The sequence below is a fragment of the Streptomyces sp. NPDC046759 genome (genome assembly GCF_040645475.1).
Lineage (GTDB): Bacteria > Actinomycetota > Actinomycetes > Streptomycetales > Streptomycetaceae > Streptomyces.
In genome coordinates, this window is the sequence record NZ_JBEYYJ010000002.1 from 149,504 (window position 1) to 168,168 (window position 18,665).

Genomic DNA, 18,665 nt, shown 5'->3' on the forward strand with positions numbered 1-18,665 from the left:
AGCAATGATTCCGCTGTCATTCGCACAACGCCGTATGTGGCTTCTGCACCAACTGGAGCGGGGAGCGGCGACCTACAACATATCGGCGGCGTTCCGGCTGACCGGGTCCCTGGACGAGGCCGCCCTCGTCGCGGCGCTCCGCGATGTGGTCGACCGGCACGAGACCCTGCGCACCCTGTTCGTGACCGACGACGACGGCGAGCCCTGCGCGCGTATTCTGCCGGTGGGGGAGGCGGCGCCGCAGGTGCCGGTGGTCGAGGTGACGCCCGAGGACCTCACCGAAGCGATCGGCGAGGCCGTATCGCACCGTTTCGACCTGGCGGCCGAACTCCCGTTCCGAGCCGCTCTGTTGCGCTGCTCCGCCCGGGAACACGTCCTGGTCGTGGTCATCCACCACATCGCCTCGGACGGCAGCTCGAGCGCACCGATGATGCGCGACCTGGTCGACGCCTACACCGCCCGGCGGGACGGCCGGGCGCCGGCGTGGGAGCCGCTGCCCGTGCAGTACCAGGACTATGCGCGCTGGCAGCGCGAGGTGCTCGGCGACGTGGCGGACCCGGGCAGTCTCGCCGCGGCGCAGGTCGAGTACTGGCGCAAGGAGCTGGCGGGGGTGCCGCAGCCGCTGAGCCTGCCGCTGGACCGGCCGCGGCCCGCGGAGGCGAGTTCGCACGGCGACACGGTCCCCCTTGTGGTGGCACCGGAGGTGGCGGCCGGTCTGCAGAATCTGGCCCAGCAGCGCGGGACGAGCCTGTCGATGGTCCTGCAGGCCGCGCTGGCGGTGCTGCTGGGCAAGCTCAGCGGCGGGGACGACGTGACGATCGGCTCGCCGATCGCCGGGCGGACCGACGAAGCGCTGGCCGATCTGATCGGATGCTTCGTCAACACCCAGGTGCTGCGCGCCGACCTGTCCGGCAACCCGTCCTTCGCCGACCTGCTCGCGCAGGTGCGGGACAAGGCGCTGGCGGCCTACGAGCACCAGGACGTGCCGTTCGACGTGGTGGTCGAGTCGATCAACCCCGACCGCTCCGCGGCGTACCAGCCGCTGTTCCAGGTGATGTTCTCCTGGCAGAGCTACGAGAAGCCGGACTTCGAGCTCCCCGGGCTCGAGGTGAGGTTCGAGCAGGCCATCCCGTCGACCGCCATGGTCGACCTGACCTTCTTCATGGCCGTGGACGACTCGGGGGCGCTGCGGGGCGATCTGCAGTACGCGACCCAGCTGTTCGACCGCGACTCGGCCGAGGTGATCGCGGCCCGGCTCGTCCGGGTGCTGGAGCAGCTGGCCGCCGATCCGGGTCTGTGCGTCGGGGACGTCGACGTGCTGATCGCGGGGGAGCGGGAGCGGCTGGTCCGGGAGGTGAACGACACCGGCAACGACATTCCCGAGGTCACCCTGGTCGAGCTGTTCGAGCGGCAGGTGGCGCAGCGGGTCGACGCGCCCGCGGTGGTCTGCGACGGTGCCACGCTCACCTACGGGGACCTGAACGCCCGGGCCAACCGGCTCGCGCGGCACCTCGTCGCCCGGGGAGTGGGTCCCGAGTCCCTGGTCGGGATCTGCCTGGAGCGCTCGGCGGACCTGGTCGTCGCGCTGCTGGCGGTGCTCAAGGCGGGCGGTGCCTATCTGCCCATCGACCCCGACTCCCCGGCCGACCGGATCGCCTACATGCTCCAGGACGCCCGGCCGGTCCTGCTGGTCACCACCAGCACCACCGGCGCCGCGCAGGACCTGGACCGGTCCCTCCCCCTGGTCCACCTCGACCGGGCCGGAGCCTTCGCCGAGGAGCCGGCCACGGACCTCACCGACGCCGAGCGCCGCACCGCCCTGCGCCCCGAGCACCCGGCGTACGTGATCTACACCTCCGGGTCGACCGGCCGCCCCAAGGGGGTGCTGATCCCGCACCGCAACGTGGTCGGGCTCTTCAGCGCCACTCAGGAGGGCTTCGCCTTCGGCGCGGACGACGTGTGGACCCTGTTCCACTCCTACGCCTTCGACTTCTCGGTGTGGGAGCTGTGGGGGCCGCTGCTGCACGGCGGACGCCTGGTCGTGGTCCCCTTCGACGTCTCCCGGTCTCCGGGCGACTTCCGCCAGCTGCTCGCCCGGGAGCAGGTCACCGTCCTCAACCAGACGCCTTCGGCCTTCTACCAGCTCGTCCAGGCCGACGCCCAGGCTCCCGGCCGGGATCTGGCGCTGCGGTACGTGGTGTTCGGCGGCGAGGCCCTCGACCTGAACCGCCTTGCGGACTGGTACGAGCGGCACGCCCCCGGTGCGCCGGTGCTGGTCAACATGTACGGCATCACCGAGACCACCGTGCACGTCACCCGCATCGACCTGGACGAGCGCTCCGCCGCCCGCCACCGGGCCAGTGTGATCGGCCGGGCCGTCCCGGGCCTGCGCGCCTACGTCCTGGACCCGAACCTCAAGCCGGCGCCCACCGGTGTGACCGGGGAGCTGTACGTGGCGGGCTACGGCCTGGCCCGCGGTTACCACGGCCGGCCGGAACTGACCGCGGGACGGTTCGTCGCGTGCCCCTTCGGCGACGCGGGCGAGCGGATGTACCGCACCGGCGACCTGGCCCGGTGGGACAGGAACGGTCAGCTGGAGTACGTGGGACGAACCGACTCCCAGGTGAAGATCCGGGGGTTCCGGATCGAGCTCGGTGAGATCGAACACGTGCTGGCCGGGCATCCCGCTGTGGCCGAGGCGGCCGTGGTGGTGCGCGAGAACCAGGAGGGCGACAAGCGCCTGGTGGGTTACGTGGTGCCCGAGCCCGGTGCGGCGGTGGCCGATGCCGGTGTCCGGACGGACGACGGGCGCCGGGACCACGACGAACCGTCGGCCGGTCCGCTGCTCGCCGAGCTGTCCGAGTACCTGCGGGGGCGTCTGCCGGACTACATGGTGCCTTCCACGGTGATCGCGCTGCCGGAGATTCCGCTGACCTCGAACGGGAAGCTCGACCGGCGGGCCCTGCCCTCCGAGGACACGAACACCGTGGCCGGCCGGGAGCCGCGCAACTCCTACGAGCGGACGTTGTGCGCCCTCTTCGGCGAACTGCTCGGCCGGGAGAGCGTCGGTGTCGACGACAACTTCTTCGCGCTCGGCGGGCACTCCCTCCTGGCCACCCGGCTCAGCGTCCGCGTCCGCAACCAGTTCGACGTCGACCTGCCGATCAGGACGATCATCAGGTACCCCACGGTGGCCGAGCTGGCCACGCTGATGCTCGCCGGCGGCGTCCCCGACGACGACGCCGACTCGTTCGCGGTCGTACTGCCCCTGAACGGCGACCCCGGTACGGGGAAGCCGCCGGTGTGGTTCTTCCACGGTGGGGGCGGGCTGGGCTGGGCGTACTACAGCTTCGTGCTGCACCTGCCGGACCGGCCGGCGTACGCCCTGCAGTCCCGCGGCTCCGACGGCGTGGAGCCGCTGGCGGGCTCGGTGCAGGAGATGATCGACGACTACGTCACCCAGATGCTGAAGGTCCAGCCGGAAGGCCCCTTCAACCTGATCGGCTGGTCCTACGGCGGTACCGTCGTGCAGGCCGTCGCGGACGCGCTCGACCGGCGGGGCCACGAGGTCGCCCTGGTGGCCGTCCTGGACGCCCAGCCGGGGGGCAGCGGGTTCATGCAGGTCCATGCCGGCAAGGAGTCCTCGGACTTCCGGGCGGAGCTCGAGGACGACTTCAGCCGGTACATACGCACCGGCAACCGGCAGCAGTTCCTGGACACCATGTCGAAGGTCCTGGCCAACAACACGTCCCTCATGATGGATTTCGAATCGCCGGTCTACCGCGGCGATGTGCTGTATTTCAACGCGGCGCTCGAGGAGAGGTCGTACGCGCACGCGTGGCGGCCGTATGTCGGCGGTTCCCTCGAGGTGCACGACGTGCACGCCACGCACCACGAAATGCACATGCCAGCACCTGTGGCCGCGTTCTTCGACGTCGTCGGCCCCCGGCTGGCGTAGCGACCGGGCAGCTCTCTCCCGGAACTGGTGCAACGAACGATCGAATGGATGATGGGGGTTGGTCGGGGTGACAGAACCCGGCATGTCCGTGGAAGACCGGAACGGGACCGCGTTGCTGTGCGTGCCGTTCGCGGGAGCAGGACCTTCGTTCTTCCACCCGTGGCGGGCGCCGGCCGGCGACCGGTGGCGGGTGGTCCCGGTCGAACTGCCGGGCAGGGAGCGGCGGATCCTGGAGACGCCGTACCGCAACGTCGTCGAAGCGGCCAAGAACTCGGTCGACGACATCGTCGCGCAGCTGGGCCCCGGGGCGCGGACCGTGCTGTTCGGGCACAGTCTGGGCGCGGTCCTCGCGTACGAGCTGGTGCACCTGCTGAGCACGCGCGACGTGCAGGTCGAGCGGCTGGTCGTCAGTGGTTCGCCGGGGCCGTGGACACAGCGCGAGAGGCGGGCGACGGGGCTGCCGGACGAGGAGTTCCTCGCCCGCGTCGAGGAGTTCGCGGGGTTCCGGCACGAGGCACTCGACCACCCGGAGATGCGGGAACTGATCCTCCCCGTACTGCAGGCCGACTGCGAGATGCACGAGAACTACGTCCCGAGCACCGACGAACCGGTGTCGGTGCCGATCTGCTCGCTGCGGGGCAGCTCCGACGGCCTGGTGACCGCGGAGGAGGCGCAACAGTGGCGGGACGCGACCACGAGTGCGTTCAGCTATGTGGAGTTCCCGGGCGACCACATGTACCTGGTCGATCTCGGCCGGGAGGTGCTGGACGTAATCGAGGCGGAGTCCGCCCGCGGTCGCTAGTGCCGCGACCGGCCGGTCACCTGCGGGCCCGTGCCCTGCTCCGGCCAGGCGGAACACCGCGGCCGGGTCGTGTCAGGGACGTGTCAGGCGGGTGACAGGCCCGGTGGGGAAGGTGGAAGCATGACAAGCTCCGCGATCGCAGTTTCCGGGCTGCGCAAGACATACGGCGACAAAGCCGTGCTCGACGGCATCGACTTCGATGTCGCCGCGGGATCGATCTTTTCCATGCTCGGCCCGAACGGGGCGGGCAAGACCACCACGGTGAACGTCCTGACGACGTTGCTGAAAGCCGACGCGGGGACCGTGCGCGTCGCCGGGCACGACGTGGTGACCGCGACCAAGGACGTACGCGCGGTCATCGGCGTGACCGGTCAGTTCGCCGCGGTGGACGAGCTGCTGACCGGCCGGGAGAACCTGCAGCTGATGGCGGACCTGAGGCGCGTGCGCGCCGGTGACCAGGTGGTCACGCGGCTGCTGGAGCGGTTCGACCTGGCGGAGTCGGCGGACAAGATGGCCTCGGCCTACTCCGGCGGTATGCGCCGGAAGCTGGACCTGGCGATGACGCTGGTCGGCAACCCGCGGATCATCTTCCTGGACGAGCCGACGACGGGCCTGGACCCGCGCAGCCGGCGCACCATGTGGGGGATCGTCCGCGACCTGGTCGCCGACGGCACCACCATCTTCCTCACCACCCAGTACCTCGAGGAGGCCGACCAGCTCGCCGACCGGATCGCGGTGCTCGACCAGGGCCGCCTGGTCGCCCAGGGCACCCCCGAGGAGCTCAAGCGCCAGATCCCCGGCACCCACGTCCGTCTCCGGTTCGCCGACCTCGACGAACTCGACACGGCGGCACGGGTCCTGGCCGGGTCCACGCGGGACGACCAGGAGCTGACTCTGCGGGTACCCAGCGACGGTGAGTCGAGGTCGCTGCGGGCCCTGCTGGACCGGCTCGACGAGCACATGATCAACGCCCAGGAGTTCTCCGTGCACACACCGGATCTCGACGACGTCTTCCTCGCCCTGACCGGGCACACGAGCGCGGAGGCGGTGGCCCAGTGAGCAGTGTCTCGACGTCGTTCGGCGACGCGGCGATCATGATGCGCCGCAACTTCAAGCACACGGCCCGGAATCCGGTCACCGTCTTCCAGGCGGTCCTGTTCCCTCTCGTGATGATGCTCATGTTCGTCTACGTGTTCGGCGGCGCCTTCAAGGTCCACGGCAGATACATCGACTACGCGGTGCCGGGCCTGCTCGTGATGGCCATCACCTACGGGCTGGGGCCGACCGCGGCGGCGGTGAACGGCGACATGACGAAGGGCATCATCAACCGGTTCAGGGCCATGGACGTCTCCCACGGCGCCGTGCTGGCCGGCCATGTCGTCTCCACGACGGTGCGCAGTCTGATCGCCGATGCGGCCATCATCGCAGTGGGTTTCGCGATGGGATTCCGTCCGCACGCCGACTTCCTCCAGTGGCTCGGCGCCATCGGCATCATGCTGTTGCTCGCTTTCGGCACCAGCTGGCTCACGGTCGCCATGGGCCTAGGCGCCAAGACCGTGGAGTCCGCGGGCATGGCCACCGTGCCGCTGATCATGCTGCCGTTCCTGAGCAGCGCGTTCGTCCCCGCGGACACGATGGGGACCGGCGTGCGGCAGTTCGCGGAGTACCAGCCCTTCACCCCGATCATCGAGACGCTGCGCGGGCTGCTGGCCGGCGACCACCCGTCGACCGGCCACACGATCGGTGCCCTGGCCTGGTGCGTCGGCTTCATCGTCGTGGGCTACGCATGGGCGGTCTCCACCTTCAAGAAGCGAGCGTGACCTCGACCAGCTGAGACCAGCCGGCCCGCGTCCCCTCCCCGGCCGCCTCGGCGAACCGCGCGTCGCCGAGGCGGCGGCGCGCGGTCTGCTCGATCCGCGCCACGTCCGGGTGGGAGCGGTCCTGCAGCCCGCGCACGCCCACGCTCGCCGCGAGCAGCCGCGCGGCCTGCGCGTGCTCGTCACGGCGCAGTGCCAGATCGGCGACCCCGACCAGCACCTGCGCGATCAGCGGGGCGTGTCCCGCCTCGGACGCCGCCGCGCAGGCCGCCGCGCGGTGCGTCCGGGCCTCGCCGAGGTCGTCGGCGAGGTAGCCGAGCAGGTCGTGCGTCACCGCGCGGATGTTCGCCTGCCCCGCATCGTCGCCCAGGATGGCCGTGGCGACACCGAGTTGCCTGTGCGCCTCCTCGCAGTCGCCGGCCCACCGGGCGAGTTCCGCCTTCGACAGGGCCAGTTCCGCCAGCGCGTCCGGCCAGGTGACCCGCTCCGCGCACCGCTGCGCCTCGGCGATGGCGGCCGCACTGGCCTCCTTGTCGCCCAGCAGCCAGTACAACTGGGCCTGCCGGGACCGCATCCGGATGACGTCCTCGGTGGCACCGACCTCGGTGACGACCGCGATCGCCTGCTCGTAGTGCTCGCACGCGCCGGCGAACTCGCCGCGCACGGCGATCCGGTCCGCCAGCTCGGTCAGGGCGAAGGAGATGCCGAACCGCTCGCCGAGCGCCCGGAACTCGGCGAGCGCCATCTCCAGGTACGCGTCCGCGTCCCGCCCGTCCCGGCCGAGCACGATCCGCATCTTGCCCAGCTGCAGCCGGGCCAGCGCCCGCACCCAGGGATCCTCGTTGTCCAGCAGCGGCTCGAACGCGGGCAGGAACGCGTCGGGCGCCTGCAGCATGCGTTCCAGCGCGGCGACCAGCCCCAGCAGCGGGTTGCGGCGCCGGCTGCGCTGGCTGAACCGGTGTGCCTCGTGGATCCACTCCGCTGCCTGGTGCTCGTCGCCCCGCCCGGAGCTGACGAACAGCACGACCAGCGCGTACACCGTGGCCCGGACCTCGTCGGTCACCTCGCCGGGTGTCCTGGTGGCCGCGTAGATCAGCTCCATGCCCTCGGTCCGGTGACCGCTGAGCCACCAGTACCAGCCCGCGCCCGCCGCCAGCCGCATCGCCGCCTGCGCCTCGCCCGCCGCGAGCGCGCCGCGCATCGCCGAGCCGATGTTGTCGTGCTCGGCCTCCAGCGTGGTCAGCCAGTCCAGCTGCTCGGCGCGGCGAAGATGCGGCTCCGCGGTCTCGACGAAGTCGGTGAAGCAGGCCAGGTGCGCGTGGCGGGCCAGGTCCGATTCCCCCGCCTCGGCGAGCCGGTGCCGGGCGTACTCCCGGATCGTGCCGATCATGCGGTAGCGCGGGGCGCCGTCTCCCTCGGCGAGCAGCAGTGACTTCTCGGTCAGCGCGGTGAGCAGTTCGAGCACCTGGTCCTGCTCGACGGCGTCGCCGGCGCAGACCCGTTCGGCCGCCTCCAGACTCGCCCCACCGGAGAACACCGACAGCCTGCGCAGGACCACCCGCTCGGCGTGGGTGAGCAGCTCCCAGCTCCAGTCGACAGCCGCGCGCAGCGTCCTGTGCCGCGGCAGCGCGGTCCGGCTGCCGCTGGTCAGCAGGCGGAACCGGTCGTCGAGCCGGTTGGCGAGCTGGTCGATGGACATGGTGCGCAACCGGGCCGCGGCCAGTTCGATCGCCAGCGGCACGCCGTCCAGCGCCCGGCACACACGCGCCATCGTCGCCGGCGTATGGGGGTCGACCGCGAGATCCCGGCGCACGGCCCCGGCCCGGTCCCGCAACAGCCGGACGGCGGGCGAGGACTCGATCTCGCCCGGGCCCGCGTGCGCCGCCGGCAGGGCCAGTGGCTCGACCAGCCACAGTGCCTCCCCGGTGATGCCGAGCGGTTCGCGGCTCGTCGCCAGGATCCGCAGCCGCCGGCATTCCCCGAGCACCCGGTGGGCGAACACCGCCGCGGCCTCGATCACATGCTCGCAGTTGTCCAGGATCAGCAGCGTCTCCCGGTCACGGATCGCGGCGACGAGCCGGTCCGTCAGCTCCGCGTTCGGGGCGCCGCCGAGCAGGGCGTCCCGGAGGCCGAGCCCGGCGAGCGTCGACTGCGCCACGTCGGCCACCTCGCCGCCCGCGCGGATGGTGGCGAGCTCCACCAGCCAGGCGCCGTCCGGCAGTTCGCCCAGCAGTGTGCGCGCGGTCTCCGTGGCCAGCCGGGTCTTCCCGCAGCCGCCCGGCCCGATCACGGTGGTGAGCCGGTGCCCCGCGATCAGCTCGCGGACCGCGGTGACATCGGCGTCCTTGCCGATATAGGCGGTCAGCTCGGCGCGCAGGTTGGTCCTGCGGTCCTCCCGCCGCCCCAGCTCGCCGCGCAGCAGCGCGACGTGCAGCGCGGTCAGTTCCGGCGAGGGGTCGGCGCCCAGCGCGTCGGCCAGAGCCGTCCGCGTACGCTCGTACACCAGCAGCGCCTCGCTGTCGCGGCCGACCGCGACGAGGGCGCGCATCAGCGCGGCGACGAGCCGTTCCCGCACCGGGTGCGCGGCCACCAGGTCGGTCAGCTCGGTGACCACCTCCGCGCCGCGTCCGAGGGTGACTTCCGCGTCGAACCGCTCCTCGGTGGCGGTCAGGCGCAACCCCTCGAGACGGGCGACCGCGGAGTCGAACGCGGTGCTGTCCTGCAGGCCGACGTCCTGCATGGCCGCCCCGCGCCACAGCTCGAGGGCCTCGCGCAGCAGCCCCGCCCGCCGGGAGGCGCCCTCGGCGCGGGCCCGGCCCGCACCGAGGAGGCGCTCGAACCGTACGGCGTCGACGGCGTCGGGCTCCACGGCCAGCCGGTAGCCGTCCGTGCGCCCCTCGATCACCCCGTCCGGCAGTGCCTTGCGCAGCCGGGAGACCAAGCGCTGCAGGGCGTTCGTCGCGTCGGCCGGCGGATGCTCCCCCCAGATCCAGTCGACGAGCGTCGCCTTGGGTACCGCGCGGCCCGGCCTCAGCGCGAGGGCGATCAGCAGTCCGCGCAGCCGCGCGCCCGGTACGTCGACCAAGCCGCCGTCGCCCCTGCGGACCTCGAATGGACCCAGCATCCCGATCTGCACCCGCTGATTTTGGCACGGGCGTTCGGCAGGCATCCAACGGCTGACGTGCCGACTCCGGAGGCACAACACCGGCTGGAACGTGCGCCGTTGAAAGCCGGCCGGGCAGGGCCGTCCCGTCGGCGGGACAGGCGGGGGAGGTCGCCTTCGGCTCAGGACGGGTCCGGCGGCGGCTCGAGCTGCCCCGGCGCCGGAGTTGTCTTGACCGGCTGATCCAAGTCCGTGACGGTGGAGGTGATGTGACGACCTCACGGCGCGGCGGAACGAGGGGGAACGACGTGGGAGACACCGGCATGGACACGGACGTGGTGATCGCGGGCGCCGGGCCGACGGGTCTGATGCTCGCCTGCGAACTGCGGCTCGCGGGCGTCGACGTGGTGGTGGTCGAGCGGCTCGCGGAGCGGACGGGCGAGTCACGAGCCGGCGGGATGCACTCCCGCACCCTGGAGGTGCTGGACCAGCGCGGCGTCCTGGACCGCTTCCTCGCGGTCGGCGAACTGCAGTCGGTGGGCCACTTCTCCGGGCTCTGGCTGGACTTCGACGAGTCGGACTCCCGGCACTCCAGGCCGCTGATGATCCTCCAGTCCGCGATCGAGCGGCTGCTGGAGGAGTGGGCCGCCGAGCTCGGCGTGCGAGTGCGCTGGTCGTCCGAGGTGACCGGGATCCGCCAGGACGGGACCGGAGTGACCGTCGAGCTGGGTACGGAGGCGGCGCCGGCGACGCTGCGCGCCCGCTACCTCGTGGGCTGCGACGGCGGGCGCAGCGCGGTACGCAAGCTGTCGGGCATCGCCTTCCCCGGCACGCCGGCGACGATGACCGCGCTGATCGGCGACGTCGAACTCCCCGATCTGCCCGAGGACTACATCTGGGTGCGGCGCGTTCCGGGCGGTGACTTCTCGGTGATCGCCTTCGAACCGGGCTGGTACCGGGTGATCACCTCGGAGTACGACCACGTCGCCGACCGCGACGAACCCGTGACGTTCGAGCAGCTCCGGGAGTCGCTGGTCAGACTCGCCGGCACGGACTACGGCATGCACAGCCCCCGGTGGGTCTCCCGGTTCGGCGACGCCGCACGGCAGGCCGCCCGGTACCGGGACGGCCGGGTGCTGCTCGCGGGCGACGCGGCGCACATCCACTTCCCGGCCGGCGGGCAGGGGCTGAACATGGGCGTGCAGGACGCGGTCAACCTCGGCTGGAAGCTCGCCTCGGTGGTGCGCGGCCGGGCGCCGGAGAGCCTGCTGGACAGCTACCACGCCGAGCGCCACCCCGTCGCGGAGCGCGTGCTGCACAACACCCGGGCGCAGGCGGCCCTGGCCCGCCCCGGCGCCGACACGGACGCGCTGCGCGACGTGTTCGCCTCGCTCATGGTGTTCGACGACGTCAACCGGTATCTGTGCGGCATGCTCACCGCACTGGACATCCGGTACCCGGTCGACGGCGACCATCCGCTGACGGGCCGCCGCGTCCCCGACGCCGACCTCAAGACGCCCGACGGCGCCACCCGCGTCCACGAGCTGCTGCACGCCGCCCGCCCCGTACTGCTCGACCTGCGCGGCGGCGCCCGGCTGGCGGCCGCTGCCGGGGGCTGGGCCGATCGCGTCGACCTCGTGGAGGCGCGCAGCGAGGAGGACCGCTGGGCCGTCCCGGCCGTGGGCGAGATCCCCGCGCCCGGCGCGCTCCTCATCCGCCCCGACGGCCATGTCGCCTGGGCGTCCGCCGCCGGCGCCGCACCCGACGTCTCGGCCCTCCGGGCCGCCCTCGCCACGTGGTTCGGCCCGGCCGTGCAGGGGTGAGGCAGCGCGTGAGGGGGATCGGCGGAGTGGGTGTCCGCCGGGGGCGGCCGGTGTCAGTGGCTGACGTGCCGGTCCGGCCCGGGGCGACCCGTGCCCGGGCGGAGCACTTCCGGGAAGCGGCCGTCATGGACTTCCGCGAAGGGCCGTCATGGAGCGGGTCGCGTCGCTGTCCCGTTGCCGGGACAGCCCGCAGACCGCGCTGCGCTCACGCGAACCCGCGCGTCATTCCCTGAGTTCGAGCGTGCAGCACTTGACGCTGCCCCCGGCCTTCAGCAGCTCGGTGAGATCGGCGCCGATGGCGTGGTAGCCGCGCTCGCGCAACTGCGCCGCGAGACCGGTGGCCGCCCGGGGCAGGACGACGTTGCGGCCGTCCGACAGGGCGTTGAGGCCGAACACGGCGGCGTCGGCCTCGTCGGCGAGGATCGCGTCGGGGAACCGCTCGGCCAGCACGGCCCGGCTCTGCGGAGAGAACGCACCCGGGTTGTACATGACCTCGCCGTCGCCGAGCACCGCCAGTGCCGTGTCGAGGTGGTAGAACCGCGGATCGACCAGGGTCAGGCCGATCACGGGGCGGCCGAAGAACTCGCGCACCTCGTCGTGGGCCCGCAGGTCGGAGCGGAAACCGGTGCCGGCCAGCATCTCCCGGCCCGTCCAGAGGAAGTCGCCCTCGCCCTCGTTGACGTACTCCGCCTGCCGGACCGCGGACCAGCCGCCGCGGCCGAACCACTCCAGGTAGGCCGCGGACTCGTCCTGGCGCTGGGGGTGCCGGAAACGCGCGACGAGCACCTTGCCGTCCACGACGATGGCGCCGTTCGCGGCGAAGACCATGTCGGGAAGTCCCGGTACGGGCTCGATCAGCTGCACGTCATGGCCCAGACCCGCGAAGGTGTCGAAGAGCCCTTTCCACTGGGCCAGTCCGGTCTCCGTCGAGGTGGGGCGGTCCGGGTCCATCCACGGATTGATCGAGTAGGTGACGTCGAAGTATGTGGGACGGCACATGAGATATTTCCGAGGCGATGCCTTTCGTTCTTCCTGCGCCCTCTGCTCCGACTGTATGTGCGACACCTTGACTCCATTCTGCTGGTGCAGCGCCGTGAATTCCGGAACTGATTCCGGAGCGATTCCAGGGAATGGAATAACGCAACGGCACCGGAGTCAATGCCCGTGTGGTTCAGATAATCCGCGCAGACCGCCCGGTGACGCGAAAGTTTGCGGTGCGCGCGGCCCGACTCGGCGTGCGGTTCCCCGGCCGGGGCGAGGCTCGCCGACGGGGCGCCGCCTGCAGCGCCAGCGCCGGACGGCCGGCGGACCCGCAAGCACGGGAGCGTCGAGGCCGAGAACGCCGCAGGCCGGCCCCTCTCCGCCGGGAATGACCTCAGAGCCCGGGCAGCCGCATTACTGTCCCGTCGGCGGGACGACCGGAGTCCCGCAGGCGTCCCACCGTCGTCTCTTGCACTGTGTTTCCCCGGCCATTTATCTTGGCGTCGCGAGAATGCCCCAACAGCCGCTCAGTGCAGCGTTCTTCGAGCGGCAGCCCGCCTACGGCCGGTACCGCAATATGCTGCCGTCGAGGACCAGTAGGCGTCCTATCAGCACGCGTTCCGGCGTTTCAGTCGCCGTGATTTCGGTGACAGCCCTGGATCGGGCCGGAAAGAGCGTGGGCGGGCACGCACTCCCGTTCGGCGGAGCAAAGAGAGGCTGGCAATGGAATCGTGGCCGCGGGTGCAACACCGAGGTGGACAGGACGAGGCGCCAGAAGGGCAAGCCGGGCCTTCGAACGCGCCGGTGTCACTCGTGCAGGAGATCTCGGCGCTGTGGGGGGAATTCCTCGACGGTCGCGAGGTGGGTGCGGACGACGACTTCTTCACGCTCGGCGGCAATTCCCTGATCGGGATCCGGATCATCGACCGGGTGGCCCGGGACTACGGCGTCGAGCTGTCCGTCCGCGCGTTCTACCTGGCGCAGACCCCGGCCCGGGTCGCCGAGCTGATCGAGCAGGGGAGGGCACGGACGTGAGGTTGACGCCGGGTGCCGGGCGCGACATCGACCTCGATCGCGTCGACCTGTTCGACCTGGACCTCTACACCTCGGGTGACCCGCACCCGATCTGGGACGTGATGCGGGCGAAGGCGCCCCTGCATCACCAAGTCCTCTCCGACGGGCGGGAGTTCTGGTCGGTGACCCGCTACGAGGACGTCTGCCGCGTGCTCGGGGACCACCGTGAGTTCACCTCGGAGCGCGGCACGGTGGTCACGCATCTCGGGCAGGACGACGTCGCGGCCGGCAAGCTGATGACATCCACCGACCCGCCGCGGCACACCCAGGTCCGCAGGGCGATCGGAGCCAAGCTCACGGCGCGGGCGGTGGCCTCCTGGCAGGACCGGATCCGGCAGGCGATCGTGCGCTTCCTCGAACCGGCCCTGGACGGGGGCACCTTCGACCTGGCCGAGAAGGCGCACCGCCTCCCGATGATCGTCGCGGGCCCGCTGCTGGGGATCCCGGAGCGGGACTGGGACGAACTCGTGCAGCTGACCGCGATGGTGACGGCCCCCTCGGACCCGCACTTCCAGCACGGCAGCGAAGCGGCGACGCTGGCCATCTCCCACCACGAACTCGTCACCTACGTCACCGAGTGGGTCGGCCGGCGGCGGTCGGCCGGCGGCGAGGACGGGAGCCTGCTGGACCACCTCATGAGCATCCGTGCCGGAGACGCGCCGCTGACCGACGAGGAGATCGCCCTCGACGGCTACAGCATTCTCCTGGGGGCCAACGTGACGACGCCGCACACCGTCTCGGGCACGGTGCTCGCGCTGGTCGAACGGCCCGAGCAGTTCGCGAAGGCGCAGGCCGACCCGTCGCTGGTGCCGAACCTGGTCGAGGAGGGGCTGCGCTGGACGTCGGCCGCGTGCAACTTCATGCGGTACGCGGTGAACGACACCGAGATCGGCGGGGGCACGATCCCGGCCCGTGGCGCGGTCGTCGCCTGGATCGGGTCGGCCAACCGGGACGAGTCCCGCTTCGGCGATCCGCACCAGTTCGACATCACGCGGAGCGACGCCAAGCACCAGGTCGCGTTCGGGTTCGGGCCGCACTACTGCATCGGAGCACCGCTGGCCCGGATGACCCTGCGCATCTTCTTCGAGGAACTGCTCCAGCGGTTCGACTCGATCGAGCTCGACGGCGAACCGCAGCACCTGCGGTCGTACTTCATCGCCGGGATGACCCACCTCCCCATCGTCGCCCAGAAACGAAAGACGCCATGACATCCGGCTCCACCACCGCCACCTCGCCGTGGTTCGTCCGGCCGCAGTCCACCGACCACCCCGCCCGGCTCTTCTGCTTCCCCTACTCCGGGGCCGGGGCGTCCGCCTTCAGCGCCTGGCCCGCCGCGCTCGACGACACCGAGGTCTGCCCCGTGCAGTTCCCAGGCCGCGAGAACCGGTTGGCCCACCCCCACTACGGCACCTACGAGGACCTCGCCGCCGGCCTGGTCGAACCCCTGGTGCCGCTGCTCGACCGGCCGTTCGCGTTCTTCGGGCACTGCGCGGGAGCGCTGCCCGCGTTCGAGACCGCCGTCCTGCTCGCCGAACGGGGTCTGCCCCAGCCGGACTGCTTCTTCGTGTCCGGCCAGCCGGCGCCGCACGACTCCTCGCGCGACCGGATGCTCACCATGACCGAGTCCGAGCTGCGTGCCGAGTTGGAGTCGGTCGTCCGCGGCCGGGGGATCGAGCCGCGGCCGGACATGGTCGACGTGGGCATGGCCGTGCTGCTTCAGGATCTCGCCGCCGCGCGTGCGTACCGGCGGGTGGAGCCCGTCGTGATGCGATGCCCCATCGTGGTGCTGCACTGGCGGGGCGACCCCGAGGTGAACCAGGAACAGCTCGAGGGGTGGCGTCGGTACTCGGATTCGGTCGACGTCCGGGTTCTCGACGGCGGCCACCACGACTTCATGCACGCGCCGGACGACCTGCGGAGGCTGTTGACCTCTTGGCGGTGAATGCAGTGCAGCTCGTCACAGCCGTGCGCCGAGGGAACCGGAAGGGGTTCGCATGAGTGGCGCTGCCACCGGTATTGCCGTCGTCGGGATGTCGTGCCGCTTCCCCGGGGTGGACGACCTGGACGGATTCTGGCGCCTCCTGCTCGAAGGGAGGTCGACCGTCGGCAGGTTCCCGGATCATCGGGCGGGCGCCTTCGACCACACGTCCCACCCCGACGCCGCCACCCTGAACCGGGGTTCGTTCTTCGACTCCGTCGACGGGTTCGACGCGGAGTTCTTCGGTACGGATCCGGCGGAGGCGGCCGCCATGGACCCGGTGCAGCGGCTGGGGCTGGAGCTCGCCTGGGAGGCCGTCGAGGACGCCCGTGTCCCGGCGACCGCGCTCGCGGGCCGCGGGATCGATGTCGTGGTCGGCGCCGCGCCCTCCGGGTACGAGCTGCTGCGCAAGCTGTCGGGCAGCGACCGCGACGACCACTACGCCGCGCTCGGCTCGAGCGGTGCGCTGGTCGCCAACCGGATCTCGAGCCTGTTCGACGTGCGCGGCATGAGTTTCTGCGCGGACTCGGGCCAGTCCTCCTCCCTGGTGTCGTTGGCGCTGGCGTGCGAACGGATACGCGGCGGCGCGGTCGACATGGCGATCGCCGGTGGTGTGCACCTGATCGTCGACCCGGAGGCAGGACTGGGCCTGGCGAATCTGGGCGCCTTGTCGCCCGACGGCCGCTGCTTCACCTTCGACGAACGGGCCAACGGCTTCGTCCGGGGTGAGGGCGGAGCGTTCGTCCTGCTGAAGCGGCTCGACCTCGCCGTCGCCGACCGTGATCACATCTATGCGGTGGTGCGCGGCTGGGGCGTCGGCAGCGGTGGTGCGTCCTCCCGGATGCCGGATCCCAGCCCCGGCGCCCAGGCGGCGACCGTGCTGACCGCGCTCGAACGCGCGGCCGTCGCGTTCGACGAGGTCGACTATGTCGAGGCCCACGGCACCGGGACACGACTCGGCGACCCGGCCGAGATCTCCGGCCTGCGCGAGGTGTTCCGGCAAACCGGCCGGAGCCGCCCCCTGGCGATCGGCTCGGTGAAGACCAATGTCGGGCACCTGGAGCCGGCCGCGGGAATCGTGGGCTTCGTGAAGGCGGCGCTCTGTGTGGACCGGGGTCAGCTGGTGCCGAGTCTGAACTTCCGGTCTGCGAACCCCGCCATCGGCGGCTTCCAGGAGGACTTCGAGGTCCTCCGGGCCGCGCGGCCCTGGCCGAGCGCGCCCGGACGGCCGCGCCGGGCAGGCGTTTCCGCCTTCGGGATGGGCGGCACCAACGCGCACGTGATCCTCGAGCAGGCACCCGGGGAGCCGACCGGACCTCGTGCGGCGGACCGGGACTTGGGCTCCGGGGGCCTGTCCGGGGCGCTGCCGTGGGTGCTGTCGGCGCGGTCGGAGGCGGCACTGCGGGAGCAGGCGGCCCGGTTGCGGGAACTCGTGGCCGCGGACGCGTCGCTGACGGCGGCCGACGTGGGGTACTCGCTCGTGTCGACGCGGTCGCTGTTCGAGCACCGGGCGGTGGTGCTGGGCGGCGCCCGCGCGGAGTCGCTGGCCGGCCTCGACCTGGTGGCGGCGGGCCGTGACGCGGAGCGGGCGGTCCGTGGGGTGGCCACGGGGCCGGTGGGCCCCGTCGTCTTCGTGTTCCCCGGCCAGGGATCGCAATGGGCCGGTATGGGACGGCGGTTGTACGCGGAGTCGGAGGTCTTCGCGCGCCGGATCGACGCGTGCGCGCGGGCCTTGGCGCCATGGGTGGACTGGTCACTGGTGGACGTGGTGACCGGCGCGGAGCCGGCCGCGTCGCTGGACCGGGTGGATGTCGTACAGCCCACGCTGTTCGCGATGATGGTGTCGCTGGCGCAGGTGTGGCGGTCGCTCGGAGTGGTCCCCGCGGCTGTGGTGGGGCACTCGCAGGGCGAGATCGCCGCGGCGTGCGTGTCGGGAGCCCTCTCGCTCGAGGACGCGGCGCGGATCGTCGCCCTGCGCAGCCGGGCCCTGACCCGGCTGGCCGGCCAGGGCGGCGGGATGAGTGCGGTGTCCGCGTCCCCCGCATGGGTCCGGGACCGGCTGGGACAGTGGCCCGGGCGGCTCTCCCTGGCCGCGGTCAACGGACCGGCGTCCGTGGTGATCTCCGGGGACGACGAGGCGCTGGACGGGTTCGCCGCGACGGCGGCCGATGACGGTGTCCGGGTGCGGCGGGTGAAGGTGGACTACGCGTCGCACTCCCACCACGTCGAGCGCATCCGTGATCGTCTGCTCCAGGACACCGAGGGCCTCTCGCCGGGGAGAACGGCGGTGGAGTTCCACTCCACGGTCACCGGGGGGCTGCTCGACACACGGCTGCTCGACGGCTCGTACTGGTACGACAACCTGCGCTCGCCGGTGCGTTTCAAAGAGGTCGTCGAACACCTGATGCGAACCCGCGGCGGTGTGTTCGTGGAGGTCAGTCCGCATCCGGTGCTCGGTGTGGCGATGGAGGAGACCGCCGACGCGCTGACCACCCCGCCGGTCGTGGTGGGCACCCTGCACAAGGACGACGGCAGCGCGAGCAAGGTCCTGGCGTCGCTGGCGGAACTGCACGTGCGGGGTGTGCCGGTGAACTGGGAGGCGGTGTTCGCCGCGGAGCGGCCGCGCCGGATCGCCCTGCCGACCTACGCCTTCCAGCGGCAGCGGTACTGGCTGGCGGCGCCCGACGACACCGGCGCCCCGCCCCCGGGCTCCCTCGCGCGGACGGGCGGACCGGACACGGGCGCCCGGGCGGCGGACCTCGGTTCGGAGCTGTCGGTCCGCACGCTCGTGTGCGCCGAGACGGCGGCGGTGCTGAGCGTGAAGCACCCGGATGTGACGGGCGCCGACCTCGCGGCGAGGTCCACCGAGACCTTCAAGGACCTGGGGTTCGACTCCTCGATGGCCGTGCGGCTGCGCAACCGGCTCACCGCGGCGGCCGGAGTGCGGCTCCCGGCCACCGTCGCGTTCACCTACCCCACTCCGCAGGCGCTCGGCCGCCATGTCTTCTCCCTCCTCGAGCCGGGGCCGTCCGACGCCCCGGAGACCGTGGAGGAAACGAGCCCGGAAAGCCGCACTGATCACGATCTGTACGAACTCATCGACCGCGGATACGTGTAGCCACACCCGTT

At 71.8% G+C, this 18,665-nt stretch carries 11 protein-coding genes; 9 read left to right on the plus strand and 2 right to left on the minus strand.

The genetic code is table 11. The annotated features are described in order from the left end of the window. Positions 1-4 precede the first annotated feature (4 nt). The 4 genes from ABZ919_RS03505 to ABZ919_RS03520 all read left to right on the plus strand — a co-directional run bounded on the left by ABZ919_RS03505 (position 5) and on the right by ABZ919_RS03520 (position 6,580). On the plus strand, positions 5-3,958 hold the full coding sequence (locus tag ABZ919_RS03505) for an amino acid adenylation domain-containing protein (protein ID WP_361242166.1): 3,954 nt from the start codon (positions 5-7) through the stop codon (positions 3,956-3,958). Between the two features lie 82 nt (positions 3,959-4,040). Continuing rightward, positions 4,041-4,760, plus strand: coding sequence for an alpha/beta fold hydrolase (locus ABZ919_RS03510; RefSeq protein WP_361242169.1), 720 nt, complete (start codon positions 4,041-4,043; stop codon positions 4,758-4,760). 120 nt (positions 4,761-4,880) lie between these two features. Continuing rightward, positions 4,881-5,819, plus strand: a complete 939-nt coding sequence (locus ABZ919_RS03515; RefSeq protein ID WP_361242172.1) for an ATP-binding cassette domain-containing protein — start codon at positions 4,881-4,883, stop codon at positions 5,817-5,819. Then, positions 5,816-6,580, plus strand: coding sequence for an ABC transporter permease (locus tag ABZ919_RS03520; RefSeq protein ID WP_361242175.1), 765 nt, complete (start codon positions 5,816-5,818; stop codon positions 6,578-6,580). Before ABZ919_RS03515 ends, ABZ919_RS03520 begins: the two co-directional genes overlap by 4 nt. On the opposite strand, the gene ABZ919_RS03525 is transcribed toward ABZ919_RS03520, so the two are convergent. Continuing rightward, the gene (locus ABZ919_RS03525) at positions 6,564-9,713 is read right to left on the minus strand and encodes a BTAD domain-containing putative transcriptional regulator (protein WP_361242177.1); all 3,150 of its coding nucleotides are present in this window, start codon (positions 9,711-9,713) and stop codon (positions 6,564-6,566) included. The two genes, ABZ919_RS03520 and ABZ919_RS03525, sit on opposite strands and share 17 nt — an antisense overlap. Positions 9,714-10,003: 290 nt before the next feature. On the opposite strand from ABZ919_RS03525, the gene ABZ919_RS03530 reads away from it, so the two are divergent. Then, positions 10,004-11,503, plus strand: coding sequence for an FAD-dependent monooxygenase (locus tag ABZ919_RS03530; RefSeq protein WP_361242181.1), 1,500 nt, complete (start codon positions 10,004-10,006; stop codon positions 11,501-11,503). A gap of 222 nt (positions 11,504-11,725) precedes the next feature. Here ABZ919_RS03530 and ddaH read toward each other — a convergent pair whose 3' ends face one another. Continuing rightward, on the minus strand, positions 11,726-12,568 hold the full coding sequence (gene ddaH, locus ABZ919_RS03535; RefSeq protein WP_361242183.1) for a dimethylargininase: 843 nt from the start codon (positions 12,566-12,568) through the stop codon (positions 11,726-11,728). Positions 12,569-13,288: 720 nt separating this feature from the next. Here ddaH and ABZ919_RS03540 point away from each other — a divergent pair. The 4 genes from ABZ919_RS03540 to ABZ919_RS03555 are packed head-to-tail and all read left to right on the plus strand — an operon-like array spanning position 13,289 to position 18,654. Further along, the gene (locus tag ABZ919_RS03540) at positions 13,289-13,519 is read left to right on the plus strand and encodes a phosphopantetheine-binding protein (RefSeq protein WP_361242186.1); all 231 of its coding nucleotides are present in this window, start codon (positions 13,289-13,291) and stop codon (positions 13,517-13,519) included. Next, positions 13,516-14,766, plus strand: coding sequence for a cytochrome P450 (locus ABZ919_RS03545; RefSeq protein WP_361242189.1), 1,251 nt, complete (start codon positions 13,516-13,518; stop codon positions 14,764-14,766). The genes ABZ919_RS03540 and ABZ919_RS03545 overlap by 4 nt, the downstream gene beginning before the upstream one ends. Further along, positions 14,763-15,500: a thioesterase domain-containing protein gene (locus tag ABZ919_RS03550; RefSeq protein WP_361242192.1), complete on the plus strand. Its 738-nt coding sequence runs from the start codon at positions 14,763-14,765 to the stop codon at positions 15,498-15,500. Before ABZ919_RS03545 ends, ABZ919_RS03550 begins: the two co-directional genes overlap by 4 nt. A gap of 52 nt (positions 15,501-15,552) precedes the next feature. Beyond that, positions 15,553-18,654, plus strand: coding sequence for a type I polyketide synthase (locus ABZ919_RS03555; RefSeq protein WP_361242195.1), 3,102 nt, complete (start codon positions 15,553-15,555; stop codon positions 18,652-18,654). The last annotated feature ends 11 nt before the right edge of the window (positions 18,655-18,665 follow it).